This window comes from Enterobacter sp. MGH85, assembly GCF_001037655.1.
Taxonomy (GTDB): domain Bacteria; phylum Pseudomonadota; class Gammaproteobacteria; order Enterobacterales; family Enterobacteriaceae; genus Enterobacter; species Enterobacter intestinihominis.
This window is the reverse complement of sequence record NZ_KQ089925.1, coordinates 2,746,536-2,760,019: the sequence shown is the minus strand read 5'-3', so window position 1 is coordinate 2,760,019 and position 13,484 is coordinate 2,746,536. Positions and strand designations below refer to the sequence as shown.

The 13,484-nt window shown below is 46.1% G+C and carries 14 protein-coding genes; 9 read left to right on the top strand and 5 right to left on the bottom strand.

Annotated features, from left to right (window positions below):
• Positions 1 to 169 precede the first annotated feature (169 nt).
• From SK51_RS13025 to SK51_RS12985, 9 genes are all read left to right on the top strand, one after another.
• Entirely contained in the window at positions 170 to 1,297 is a 1,128-nt protein-coding gene (locus SK51_RS13025) for a hypothetical protein (RefSeq protein WP_048206751.1), read from the top strand.
• A gap of 148 nt (positions 1,298 to 1,445) precedes the next feature.
• Positions 1,446 to 2,567, top strand: coding sequence for a tyrosine-type recombinase/integrase (locus tag SK51_RS13020; RefSeq protein WP_048206750.1), 1,122 nt, complete (start codon positions 1,446 to 1,448; stop codon positions 2,565 to 2,567).
• A 134-nt stretch (positions 2,568 to 2,701) separates the two neighbouring features.
• Positions 2,702 to 2,890: a helix-turn-helix transcriptional regulator gene (locus SK51_RS13015; protein ID WP_048206749.1), complete on the top strand. Its 189-nt coding sequence runs from the start codon at positions 2,702 to 2,704 to the stop codon at positions 2,888 to 2,890.
• Between the two features lie 31 nt (positions 2,891 to 2,921).
• Complete coding sequence (locus tag SK51_RS13010) at positions 2,922 to 3,524, top strand: hypothetical protein (protein ID WP_048206748.1); 603 nt, start codon at positions 2,922 to 2,924, stop codon at positions 3,522 to 3,524.
• A gap of 61 nt (positions 3,525 to 3,585) precedes the next feature.
• Positions 3,586 to 6,186 (top strand): hypothetical protein, encoded by a 2,601-nt coding sequence (locus SK51_RS13005; protein WP_407057367.1) that lies wholly within the window; start codon positions 3,586 to 3,588, stop codon positions 6,184 to 6,186.
• Between the two features lie 262 nt (positions 6,187 to 6,448).
• The gene (locus SK51_RS13000; protein ID WP_023314385.1) at positions 6,449 to 7,375 is read left to right on the top strand and encodes a helix-turn-helix transcriptional regulator; all 927 of its coding nucleotides are present in this window, start codon (positions 6,449 to 6,451) and stop codon (positions 7,373 to 7,375) included.
• Positions 7,368 to 7,775 (top strand): hypothetical protein, encoded by a 408-nt coding sequence (locus tag SK51_RS12995; protein ID WP_021536926.1) that lies wholly within the window; start codon positions 7,368 to 7,370, stop codon positions 7,773 to 7,775. Before SK51_RS13000 ends, SK51_RS12995 begins: the two co-directional genes overlap by 8 nt.
• The gene (locus tag SK51_RS12990; RefSeq protein WP_038417052.1) at positions 7,768 to 8,655 is read left to right on the top strand and encodes a GTPase family protein; all 888 of its coding nucleotides are present in this window, start codon (positions 7,768 to 7,770) and stop codon (positions 8,653 to 8,655) included. The genes SK51_RS12995 and SK51_RS12990 overlap by 8 nt, the downstream gene beginning before the upstream one ends.
• A 170-nt stretch (positions 8,656 to 8,825) precedes the next feature.
• Positions 8,826 to 9,287, top strand: a complete 462-nt coding sequence (locus tag SK51_RS12985; protein ID WP_021536924.1) for a hypothetical protein — start codon at positions 8,826 to 8,828, stop codon at positions 9,285 to 9,287.
• A 62-nt stretch (positions 9,288 to 9,349) separates the two neighbouring features.
• Here SK51_RS12985 and SK51_RS12980 read toward each other — a convergent pair whose 3' ends face one another.
• The 5 genes from SK51_RS12980 to SK51_RS12955 all read right to left on the bottom strand — a co-directional run bounded on the left by SK51_RS12980 (position 9,350) and on the right by SK51_RS12955 (position 13,455).
• The gene (locus SK51_RS12980) at positions 9,350 to 9,742 is read right to left on the bottom strand and encodes a hypothetical protein (protein WP_021536923.1); all 393 of its coding nucleotides are present in this window, start codon (positions 9,740 to 9,742) and stop codon (positions 9,350 to 9,352) included.
• A 699-nt stretch (positions 9,743 to 10,441) separates the two neighbouring features.
• Entirely contained in the window at positions 10,442 to 10,876 is a 435-nt protein-coding gene (locus SK51_RS12970; protein ID WP_048206746.1) for a DUF2787 family protein, read from the bottom strand.
• Positions 10,877 to 10,949: 73 nt separating this feature from the next.
• A complete protein-coding gene (locus SK51_RS12965) occupies positions 10,950 to 11,480 on the bottom strand; it encodes a hypothetical protein (RefSeq protein ID WP_048206745.1) in 531 nt (176 codons plus the stop codon).
• A gap of 25 nt (positions 11,481 to 11,505) precedes the next feature.
• The gene (locus SK51_RS12960; RefSeq protein ID WP_226876832.1) at positions 11,506 to 11,877 is read right to left on the bottom strand and encodes a hypothetical protein; all 372 of its coding nucleotides are present in this window, start codon (positions 11,875 to 11,877) and stop codon (positions 11,506 to 11,508) included.
• A gap of 360 nt (positions 11,878 to 12,237) precedes the next feature.
• A complete protein-coding gene (locus SK51_RS12955) occupies positions 12,238 to 13,455 on the bottom strand; it encodes a site-specific integrase (protein WP_048206744.1) in 1,218 nt (405 codons plus the stop codon).
• Between the last annotated feature and the right edge of the window lie 29 nt (positions 13,456 to 13,484).

The following is a 13,484-nucleotide window of genomic DNA, read 5'->3' as shown; positions in this document are numbered from 1 at the left end:
TGCTTACAAGCTTATAAATTCTAATACTATTAGCAGGATAGACTCGATGTAAGCTATGGTGTAAAACTGCCGTTGGGGTAAATAACCTACTCATGCTCTTGTAATCAAAGCACTACCTTGCAAACCTCCTTCAGTAAAGGGGATCTGCCCTAAATAAACGAGGCACATTATGTTTGAAAACTACCTTGAACATCCTGACCGACATCCTAAAAATGCTCAACTGCTCGCTAAGTATCAGAATGATATTGAAAAATTATCCGAAATTTTCACTGAGGGCGATTTACTACACCTGATGACACAAGAGCAACCAGATGGCACACGTAAGATGCGCTCCTCATTAGCCTCTATCGAGATTTTCGCGCCCTCCGCATTATTGTCCAATTATATTAATTTTTTTCAGTATACTGATTACCTTGAGAAATGGTGTGTACTGCAATGTGAGGAATTCAAAGTACTGGCCATTAATATCTACGGCTATGATTCGATTAAACAAAATAAAATCCCTGATAAAACCTTAAAGGAAATCGATGCATTTTTGAAGAACTTACTGAATAAGGCACCCAACGATCCGACACATCCGATTTTCACATTACTAAATATTCTTGATACACTTGTAGATGAAAAAACGTATCAAAGTAACAAACCCTACATCTGGAATGGTAAGTTTTCGATGCACATTCATAACAAAGCACTCAAAATTTCCCGCAGAAAAATCATAACCTATATCAAATCCTCCGATTTCACTAATTCACTCCCAAAAATTTCAAATCTGGAACCCCAGGATGCTGCCCTCCTTTTCTTTGCAAGACTTTGTGATGAATTTTATTTTCACTTTCTATTGCAAATATTAGATAAGATGAAAAACTCCGGGCTTATTAAAGATAAATGCCTCAACCACCCCGCCATGTTTCAATTGATTACTCTTGCAATGTTACCCCATGAGGTCATGCAACACTTTATTAATGAAAAAGACAATGCAATTACATTAACTAATCCTGACCGATTTGTTATTGATGAAACCATCCCCAGAAACAAAGAAAACCTGACAGGGATCCAAAAAAACATAAACCAGATTTTATACAAAGCATATATTTACATTGCACTGCTTATCTTCCCAGAATGGAAACCCACAGCCAAAGAAATCATCCTTTTCCTTGAAGGTAAAAGTAAAACCGTTAAAGGATTATTAGATCTAAAATCGACAGCTCTGGGACTACCTTCAAAGATTAACGATGTGGGTCGTCTCAGCAAAAATGAATATGTCACCCGATTACTATCACTTGCTCAGACTAAATGAACTCATAGCGTCACGACCCGCAGAGAAAGTTCATCTGTAGATAAAAAATACAGTTCTAAATTGAAATGATGAACTGTGAAAATGACAACTCGCTATTAGCTCATCTGACATCGTATTTTTCCTGATACACATTCACAGGAGAACTACGATGTCCATTATTGACCTGCGTTTCAGCACTAAATCACTTCAACAACTGCCACATCCGAAGACAGGTTGTCAGGAATACCGTGATATTCACTGCCCCCATCTGCGGGCACTTGTTTATCAAAATAGCATCACTCTGGCATTTCGGGCGACCATCAATAATCAACGGATTTATGAAACGCTGGGGACTTTCCCGCTCCTCGGTGTTGAAGATGCCCGCTTGCGTACGATGCTTCTTCTTGGCAATAAAAAACGCCTTTCCATACAGTCCCGTCGATATACCGTCGAACAGGCTATCAGCGACTTGTGGTTACCTGACATGCGGCTATATAAGAAAAACCCACAATCTGAACTCTCAAAACTCAATCGTCATATTCGTCCCTACTGGGGAGAGCGCCGCATGCGAGATATCTCCGCTGGCGAAATAGAACAATTCGCTGCTGACCTGCGTTCGACATTACGCCCGTCAACCATTAACCGCCTTCTGGCAATACTCTCAAAGATATGCTCTCTGGCCGTACGTGCTGAATGGATAAGTCATTCTCCGATGACCCATGTTCGTTATCTGAAAGAAAATAACATCCGATATCGCACACTTTCTGCCACTGAAATTCCATTGTTTATTGCTGCGGCTGAAGCCCTGAAGACTCCTGCCTCCGATGCCATATTACTTGCCCTTTATACCGGTATGCGTATTGGTGAAGTTTGTGCCCTGAAATGGGAATACTGGCATCCTGATGAACAGCAATTGCTGCTCCCTGATACCAAATCTGGACATCCATTCACCTGCCCGCTTGCAGCTCCCGCAACAGCCATTATTCGGCGACAAGAGAAACTGGCACTCAGTACGTCCTGGGTTTTTCCACGCCTGACCGATGCAACTCGTCAGTTGAGCTATCCGCGTGAAACCTTTGCCCGAATCTGCCGGGATGCTGGCATTGAAAATCTGCGAATGCACGACCTCCGCCGGACCTTTGCCAGCCGTGTGCTACAGACAACCAGCGATATCGCCATGGCCTCCCGGTTACTGAATCACCATTCACTCACTGCCACCCGTCGCTATGCGTTTCACAATGCAGCGGACACTCAGTCGGTAGTTACACAAGTGGTTGATAGTTTTAAATAAAAAATCTGACAAGATGAGCTGTGAGTTTTATGAAGTGCCATCTAACTGCACAGCTCGTAATGTGAGCACACCCTTGCTGGGCCCGGCAGTGACTGACAGAACCTTAACTATTTTTTGCTCAGAGGAGCCCCGTTATGTACATCACCAGTAAACAGCTTGCTCTCCGCTGGGGCATTTCCCCCAGCACGATTGCCAGCGATATCACCCGAAATCCGGCGAAACTCCCTCCGTTCATCAGGCTGGGCCGTGCTATTAGATTTCCAGTATCTGAGGTGGAGGCCTGGGAACGGCAGCAACTCACGAACATCCAAATTTCACGTTAATAACATTACTTCCTGATAAGGCGAAAAAAATATGACAACCTCAACAACACTCAGCACTGATTACCTGGTGAACTCAAGCGATAAGATCATCCCTGTCTCTGATGTCAGTGGCATCAGTATCGTTGAAAACCGCCTGTACTTTATTGGCCGGGCAAGCCGCGCACTGCACATTGAGCATTTTGATTCGGACGAGGCTGCGAAAGCCGCATTTACCGTCTATGCCAGCATTTTCAAAAGCGGTCTGTCTGACGAGGCTATTTACGAAGGTAATCGCTGCATTGCCCGACTGAGATTCGTATACGGCATCAGCCTGTTTCAGAACGACGAGCAAGCTATCCTGATGCTGATTAACCGCTATGGCGGCACCCTCGTCAGTGAATCAGCCAAATCTGACACTCTTGATGCTGCATTGCAGGAACTGGCTATCGCTCTTGGCGGTCGCGAATTTGAAGCAATGAACTTCCGTTGGTTACATGCCAATTGCCTTCTCTCCTCGAGACTCCTGCCGATGGTAGAAAAGACCCCGAATGGCGTTGTTATTAAAGTAAGCGATAAGTTTGTTTCGTTCGTCGCGACCCACGACGATGAACAAAAAGAGCAACTTTTTGCGGATATTCGCACAGCCCTTATCTGATTTTCCCTCAATTAGCGGTGTCGATAATGACACCGCACACCTGAATAAGAAAAAAATACTTATGTTTGACATGAATGCACTGCTCGCGAATGCGGCTGGCGTGACGCAATCTGACTCCAGACCGACTAAAACACGTGATAACTTTCCGTTAATACCGCAAAAGTCAAAAAAACGGCTGGACGTCAGCAGCCAGTTACATCTTGATATCGGCTTTGACACTGAATATGTCTATAACCCACAGACAAAGCAAAACGACATTCTGTCTTATCAGAGCTATGTCGTGCTGCCTGATGGAACGGGTGTTCCCGGTATCCTGTATCCCGCCAGCGCCCACAAAAAAGATCGCCTGTCGCTGAAAAACTTTCTCGCGAAAACCCTGACGCCGCTATTGAAGAATGAGCAGATCACCGAATGGCCGGGTTCGATTACGCTGTATGCTCATTTCCTGCGGGCGGATGTTGCCTCGTTTTCCGATTTCTGGAGCGATCACAAAATACTGCTGAAAGGAATTCGCAGCACTGTCAGCAGTTTTAAAAACCGTTACGGCATAGATTTTGATGAAGTCGAAAATCGTCGTGAAAAAAATAGCCTCATCACGTTTGATAAACGGACCAGCCCGCCCCGTTGCAGCAATGTGATGTTCACCGATACGTTGTTGATCACTCCGGGTGGGATGGGGCTGGCGGAATGTGGCCAATTACTTGGCCTGCCAAAACTAACCATTCCAGCACCTTATTCAATCAGCGATATGCGCCAGTATTTAAAAGGCGATCGACGCGGTTTCGAAGCTTATGCAGTTCGTGATGCCGAAATTGCCGTGCGCTATGCCTTACAGGTGAAATCGTTCTGCACTGAAAGTCTGATGATTGAGCGCATCCCCACCACGATTGGTGCGATGGCTGTTTCCCGGTTTCTCAAGACCATTAAGGAAAGCGGCCAGTCTCCCGAAGTCTGTATGGGAACCTGGACGGACTCGCGCCAGCGCTGGAACCCGGACACTCAGGGATTCAGAACGTTAAAATCGACGCAGAGTATACCCGCAAGGGAACTCTATGAGACGTTCGCCATCAACTGCTATCACGGCGGTCGAAATGAATGCTTCATGATGGGCATTACCCCTGAAAGCCAATGGTATGACTACGATTTAGCAGGCGCTTACACCACCGGGCTGTTAGATATTTTGCAGCCTGATTACGATAATATTTACCAGAGCCAAAATCCTGAGGAATTTTGCGGGCATACCATGGGATTTGCGCTGGTCAGTTTTCGATTCCCCGACACGGTACGCTACCCCTGCCTGCCCGTCAGAACCGACCAGTACGGATTGTTTTTCCCTTTGACGGGTGAGTCATGGGCGACCGCCCCGGAAATGGCCCTCGCTCTGTCTCTGGGTGCGGAAATGACTATTCAGCACGGTATTATCATCCCCTGGCGTCAGTATAAATCTAATGATTCCTCATCACCGGCAGAACCAGTATGCTCCGTGTTTTTACCCTTTGTGCAACAGGTACGCGAAAATCGTAATCGCCATGATAAAGGGTCTCTGGAGGAGAAATTCTGGAAAGAGATCGGAAATTCACTGTACGGAAAACTCGCTCAGGGTCTTCACGCAAAGACTGCATTTGATACCGCCCGAGGGCTGAACAGCCCTCTGCCGCCTTCGTCAGTCACCCAGCCATTTTTTGCTGCACATGTCACGGGATTTGTCCGCGCGGTGGTGGGCGAGTTGATGAATGCACTCCCGCCGAATGCAACAGTGGTCAGTGTGACTACAGATGGTTTTCTGACGGATTCCGCTATCGAGAATATCGATATGTCTGGCCCGTTATCATCACGTTTTCAGGCGTTATGTGGCATTGCGGATCCGGGCTCGTCTATGCTGACCTGTAAACATCAGGTCCGGCAACTTGTCGCCATGAAAACCCGGGGGCAGTTGACCTATAAAGAACTTGCAGGCTACCCAATCGTACACGCCCGTGCAGGCGTTAAACCCCCTGCTGATATTCCCCGCGACGACTATAACCGCTATATGGTGGACCTCTATCTTAACAGGGCTCCGGGTCAGAAGCTTCGCAGGGGATCTCTCATTTCAACCCGTGATATGTGGTTGAATGAAAGCGACCTTGTCGCCGTTGAGTCGGATATCCGGTTAAATCTGGAGTTCGACTTTAAGCGCCAACTGATCGCCCCCACCATGAATGATGGACATTTGTTGATGTATTCCCGTCCGTGGAATGATATAGCCCAGGCACTTAAGCAACGCCAGCTATTCGATGACTGGCGGCAGACACACAGCCTGAAAGATGAAGCAGACTGGGAAGACTGGTGTGATTTTCTCTATTGCAGAAACATTTTTACCCCTCTGAAACTGAAAGTAGGACAAAATCGAAGCGATGACGTCCTTGTTCGCCTTTTCCTGCGGGCCCTGGCTCAATATCAATGGGGGCTTACGCCGGACGACAGAAAGCGACAAACCAGTGTGGAGATAGCTGCATGGCTGGTCGAGGCAGGCTACTCTGTGACACCCAGCGATGTAAAAAATGCAGGTCGGGCTAAGCTCCCACCCATTATCTTTGATTCCCTGACTGCCCGAATGAATCGCCTGATGGACCTTATAAAGCTGGTATATCCCGGCTTCGCATTGCCCTCGGCAGTGTTGTAAATCCTTCACGCTGAATACCTGTTTGCTAAGCCCACTCTCCCTGTCGTGGGCTTTACTGTTTGGGGGTAATGAGGCACCGGTAATAAAGCTGCTTCCCGCAACCACCACAACATGGACAGGTTGAGTCCACAAAAACCATACAGAAAATATACCACTGAATTTTATGGTTTTTATTTTTTAGAAATCCTGCTTCAACCTGGACTCATCTTGTCCAGCACCCTGCTGAAAATATCCTTCCAGCTTCAATTGATTGGATGCCTGAATGGATAAGCATGACAAACTTGGGTATCGCCTTGGATTGATACTGACTCGCCTTAACAACGGTGAATCAGTCACGGTGAGTGGGCTCGCTGAAGAGTTTAATGTCTGTGATAAGACCATCCGGCGTGATCTTACGCAGCGGCTGGCTTATCTCAACCTTCTTCGCAGTGGTAAGAAATATCATCTTCCCGTTGGTGTTCTGGGACAGCGCAGCAATACTGACTTGCGCCGCTTTACGCGTATTCTGGGTATTGAAGGGTTATTTCCACGCTGGGATGACCGCCTGTTAGGCATATTGCTGGGCAATGCCGAAAATAATCCGTTTCTGATCAAACAGCGTCCCTACGAAAATTGTGGGGTTTTTATGTCTACGTTGAATACATTGTCAGACGCGATTCGCGGCAGCAAAAAAATAAGCTTTATGTATAAAGCGAAAAGTTACAGCGCCATTGAACCCTATCGTCTCGTCAGTGACAGAGGGATCTGGTATCTCGCTGCCATTGAGGGAGGAGTGCTGAAAAGTTTCGTCATTTCAGCGATGAAACAGGTTCTCCCCAGTAACATGTCATTTGCCATGTCGCCGGAAATTCATCTGCAAATCGAGAATGCGGAAAGTATCTGGTATGGCGCAGAGCTTACTGAAGTACTGATGTCAGTTTCTGCACGTGTAGCCCCGTGGTTCTTGCGCCGCGCGCTGTTGCCGGGTCAGGAAATTATTCACACTTCCGCAAGCGGTGATTTGCTCGTGATTTCACGGGTGGCTCACTTCGGCCAAATTATCCCTCTCATCAAATACTGGATGCCCGAGGTTGAAGTTCTAAAACCAGCATCGATTCGTAATCAGGTTACGCAAGACATACGCCTTGCCCTGAAACGATACGAGCAGAATGAAAGTACGGAATCAACCGGAGATACCTCTAATGAATAAAGATGAAAAAGCGCTCGAGAATTTTTTCGAAAACATAGCAACGGACTTACTCAGCGGTCTTCTTGACGCCAACGATAATGAACAGAATGCGCATCTTAAAGCCTGGCTTGACGCGCCATTCAATGTAGTTCCCGAAAACCTACTCAGGCATGCCGAGATGATTTGCAATCACTTCAGTGCTGGCGAAAACGGTCATTTGTTAATGCACGGTATTGATGATCAACTGGCCGCAATGAACCTTTCCCGCAAGGAACGCTTCAGCCCTATGAAAAAAGGGATCGTCGGTTACGCGGCACCCCGTGATCTGGAAAAAGTGAATGCCTTGCTAAAAGTAATTATTTCTTATTACGAGTGTGCGTTAATTAAAGCGAGAATGGAGAATGGTGCTCAAGATGAATAATACAGAAACTAAAAATCGAAATCCTGTGAAGGATGCTCTTGAAATATTACCTGAAAATATCAGGGACAGTATTGCCCGACGCATCAATGACGTTATCAGTTATGAGCCGGTCATTGGCATTATGGGAAAGACCGGAGCCGGGAAGTCCAGCTTATGTAATGCGATTTTTAAGGGTGATATTTGTGCAGTCAGCGATGTGGCCGCCTGTACCCGTGAAACGCAGGAAATGCGCATCCAGTTTGGCAAACGCTCAGTGCGGTTGATTGATATTCCGGGTGTGGGCGAAAATGCTGAGCGTGACGCTGAATATGAACAACTTTATCGTGATCTGTTACCACAGCTGGATCTGGTTCTCTGGGTGATTAAAGGCGATGATCGCGCCTTTTCTGCGGATGAACATTTCTACAAAAATGTGCTGGCCCCTGCTGGCGGTGAGGCTAAAACACTGTTTGTGCTTAATCAGGTCGACAAAATTGAGCCATTCCGTGAGTGGGATGTTGACAACGCCCGGCCTTCTCCATCCCAGATGCAAAATATCCTCGATAAAGAAGCATATATCACACAGCGATTTGGGTTTACTGACCATCCGGTGATCGCTGTCGCCGCCAGTGAGGGATACAATGTGACCCATTTGGTGGAGGCAATGGTTCGTGCGCTCCCAAAGCACGCTCAAAGCGGCGTCGCTTCTCAGGTGAGAGACGAGCACAAAACCCGTACAGTTACAGAAGAGGCAACGGAAGGATTCGGTGATACCGTTGATCGCGCTCTTGACGATATTATTGATAATACCCTACCCGCGCCTTTGCGCGTGGTCGTAAAAGCCGCCAAAAAGGCCGTAGTCAGTGGATTAAAAAAGGCCTGGAACTGGATTTTCGGCTGAATATATAAAAACATAGCGGGGGCGATGGCTCCCGTGTAAGTTATCTCAGGTTAAGAGACACAACCTAACCCGAAGATCCCACAAGGTTTTCAAATTATATCTGTAAAGCTAAGAATGGTGGTTTAGCTTTGCACCTGGAAGCAGAACCACCTATAAGGACATCTCCCCCCATGAAATTTAAATATCTTGCGTTATCCCTACTCGTAAGCTTGCCTGCCCTGGCTGAATCATCCCTTATTGCGTGCAGCCCTAAAGACAAAAGTGGGGATGACTCTGCAAGTATTTGGCCGAGCCCCTATTTGTCACAAAACAAACTCTGTTTCAACATAAGTGCCAATTCAGGTAGTACGTGTGTTGCTAACGGGAAAAGTACTTCCTGGTTTACTGAAGCCGTAATTGTTGATATTGATGGCGAACCACAAGGACGGGATGATACCTGGTTCCGGGTTGTACATCCCATAATCACTGATGAAAAAATAGAGTATGTGATCGAGGGTTCAAGAGATAAAAAAAATTGGGGGGGTGTATCACATGTCTCGATTAACAGACTTACGGGAGAAGCGGTAGACTGGTTTATCGCCGACCAAGGTGGAACATCTTATCAGTGTCATCTGGAAAAACGAAAAATCTGACTGGCATTATATTGTGCCTGAAGAATACGGGAGCTTATGCTCCCGATATTATTCTTAAGGACTCAGAGTTTAACAAGTCCTGCTTTAAGAGCCAGACGGACACATTTATTGGCTTCCTGCATAATCACCTCCTGTGGATATCGGTTCATTTCCCGATATCCATCAGATTTAGCCATGCGACCTTCCATTCCGGCATTATCCAGGACGGTTTTCCAGGCATCCCGTATTTTCTTTGAATCCTTTTCTCCCACGCCCCCCGACAGCGTTCCGAATAACTCTTTCGTATTGTTATTGAGATGTTTATATTCAGCAGCGTCCGGGTCTAATAGCATGGCCATTTTTGTTGATTGTCGGGTCGCTTCATAGCAGAGCCCTGCCGTTTCAAGCGATATTTTGGCTGCAAACGAGGTGGTAGAAAATCCTATAACAAAAAATGTAATAACAATCTTTTTCATGATATGAAGCCTCGGTAAATTATGCGTGTGATATATATTTCAGACGAAGGGTAATATGAGGGAGGGACAGGTTATGTCCTGGTTGATAAAAATATTTCGATACCTCGTTCTTAGGGGGTTCCAAAAATATCTGCTTTCAGCCGGTCTGTATTATCTGGCATTAATAAAAAACCCTCAGATACCCTGTCTGACGCGCTCTCTTATCAGAGGGGCCAGTCGCACTTTGCCGGGTGCAATCACCTCTGTTACGGTTTCCACTCTCAATAAGTCACGCTGCCCTGTGCGATGGCACACGGAAAACTGCTGGCAAATGTCATCGACTGACAGGGTATTGCCCGTATAAAGCTGAAGTAAGATCCATCCCAGTCTCTCGGCTATTTTCTCGCCTCGTGTTCGGTGCATAGTCCGTACCTTTATGGATTTGAAATTAAGAACCCTTACTCACAATTGCGTCTAACCAACTGTAATATCGAAATAATTTTAAGGGTGTAAAACGTCCGTTGGGGTAATGATTAACAGACATCCCCCTGATTGGTCATTTAGGGGAAATGTTGGTAAAACCACGAGGGATCTGAGATCCCCCGTGTCTGCACATGTTTATGCGAACGGTCCGGTACAACCAGTATCATCATCATGCTGCGATGTACTGCGCATGAAGAGGATTACAAAGATGCCCGTTTTCTTCCTGTTCATAACAGGTCAACAACTTTCCACAGTTACCGTTACCCGGTAAATCCCCATAGACAGGTAATCCATAAAATTACCCTCCCATAAGGACCAGAGTTCATTCCTCTCTGCCGCCAATGAAATATCGCCAATCAGATAATGGTAGACGTAATGACCCGACCAGCAAAAATCTATTTCCTTTTCCAGTTCCGGATAGACTCGCCCCATGTAACTAAAGTCTGTGACATAATCGAAATACCACTCGTTATCCTGACGGATGAAACGCATTTCAACCGGATGAAATCCGCCGGATTCTGCACTGTAGTCCGGGTCACGAAAATTAATGACCACTGCCCTGACCGATGTTTGCTGAGATTGTTCTGCCAGAAGCGTAGCGATGTGCTGCTGAAATAATTTGGTAACAGGCAGAGTTAATCCTGCCTGCTTTAAGGCATACTGGGTTTGCATAATGACTTTTTCCTGAAGAAGATGAACAGTGGTGAGTTGCCGTTTCTGATTGTATGAACGTACTGGTAAAGAATTAATCCTCCGCGTTCTTTTCTCGATCACCAATCTTGTTGAGCGTTTTCAGTCTCACCCGCCAGTCAGCATATAAAACATGCGTAAATAATTTCTCTGGATGAGCCTCCAGCAGGCATAGATCCGGCGAGCGCAGAACAGCAGCCAGAAAACCAGCATTATTGGCACTAGCCCCTTTAAATAATGGTCTGAATACGCTAGATGTGAAGCCCGTTGTCGCTTGAACTTCTAGTACACTTTCAATCTTAGAAAGTGGGATCCAGTCTTTAGAGAACAACCCTCCGCTGCCATTTGCCACGAGGCGCAGATAAAGCTCATTATCTGTTTCAGCCATTGCTAGTTGCCATGTCAGCATACCACTGGCCTTAGGACTGATTTTTTCCGCCTGTCCTGATTCAATGAGCAACTTATAACTCTCTTCAGATAATATTTGCTCATCTTCAGCGATGCCTTTTTCAACATCACTTAAACCATTATTTAACTCCAACTCATCGTGTTCATTATTATTTCTTGCTGACTTTGATTTTCTCATTTTATCCTCCTGATTATAATCTGATTTACAGACGGGATTCCGCCATAGACATTAATGTATCAATCCCGTCCAGAGGGCAATTGGGATGAAACAACAGATAAATGCCATTTCCGTTATCTTCTGTAATTGATAGCATCAAGTAATACTCTTCTGTCAGACTGACCACGAACTCGGGGTTTGCAATTAAATGATGGATTATATCCAATACGTGTCGCTTAATATCTCCAGGAACATCATCAGGTTCAATGTACATTAATGTTACTCCGACCTCTCCCCAGAAATTCATTGCAGAAGATTCATCATCAAATGGGAGTATCAGCTCTTTTCTCAGGATAGTCATAACTGAATCGGGAAGAAGGAGCGACGGCAGGTCTTGCCAGTTCGAGACAAATTTCATTGAACAATCCTCATAAACAAAAACCCCGATACGTTTTTAGTATCGGGGTTATATAGACAGGGTAAAGAATCTGGAATTGACTTCAGAGGCCATCTATATTCGCTCATAATATCCACACGATTTACAGACCAGCACTGGCGCATTATTTCTCTCTCGTTGCTCCATAAACCCAAAGAGACGTTTTATTGCCCTGATGATGTCTTTGAGCAATTCAGATAATTGACCCGGGCTGATATAACCCGCTGACGTTGTCAGGAACCGATCATCGTGAGTCAACGCCGCTATCTTTCCGGCTGTTTCTGTCACTGTGTTTCGGCTACCGCACTTAGGACATTTTAACGACATAATCATTCTCCACGTTTAAGGGGTGCTAAAATCATCATTGTTACCGACAGTAACGGTGTTCAAAAGAAGATCTGTTACGCCCTGCCCGGTCTGACGCATACGCTCTGGTGTCAATTTCGCGTAGCGCTCCGTGCTTTGAATACTGGCATGCGCCAGCTGGGCTTTAACGTCATACAGACTGTACTGACCACTGGAGACAAGTAATGATGCGACGGAATGTCGCGTGGTGTGAAAACAGACTTCACTCTTATCTATACCGCACTCGGCCAGTATTTTTTGATACGCCCACCGTGGTTCTGATATCGGCTTTCCATTATCTTTTACGGCAAACAGATAGGGGTTACTGCCAACCCTTGGGATCGAATCAATAATCGATAATGCGACATCACTGAGATACACAGTCCTGCTGCGACCATTCTTAGTATAAGGAATAAACAAGGACCTGTTATCCCGATCAATATGTTTGTGCATGACGTTAAGCATTTCTGATTTGCGGGTGCCAGTTAGCAGCAACATGGCGATCAGCCCACCAGCAGCTTTATTTCGGTATCGAGATGCAGCATCGAGGATCCTCCTAATCTCATCAGCGTCAAAAAAGCGCGTCCGCTGATTATTCTCCTTCAGCAAAGGGATCTTATCGGCTTCATTCTTCTCCAGGACATCCTGTCGTAGCGCATAACGCCCCATCGTTTTCAGAATAGCCAGTGCCCTGTTACAGGTAGACGGGGCATATTGCTGGCCGTGAATACGACCCTCAAGCATGTCGAAAAGCACCTGCTGGATCTCCCGGGCCCGAAGGTCACAGTAACGAATCTTCCCCAGACGGGATTCAATGTATTGCGTGAAACGCTGCACATCCTTATCCCAGGACTTTTTATGGCGCTTGATGAACGGAACATAGGTCTGGTGGAAAAACTCACTAAGTGTGGGCATCGCACGGTAGTTATCGCGTTCCGCTTTCGGGTCATTACCCAGTGCAATTGACTCTTTGTGACGACGCGCTATCTGACGGGCTGTCCCCACATCAATTTCAGGGAATCTGCCAATACTGATACTTTTTTTGGTACCGTAGAATGTGTAACGCAAGAGAAAACGTTTGTTACCCGTTCGGCCTGAGAGACATTTAAGGCCGATGACTTCGGTATCAGACACCTCAAGCTCTGTAGATCGGGTATCTGTGTTTGCCGGAAGGGCTTTGATGGATGAATTGGTGAATCGGAAGGATTTCTGCATGATTATCCTCATGTATCTTACTGATATCA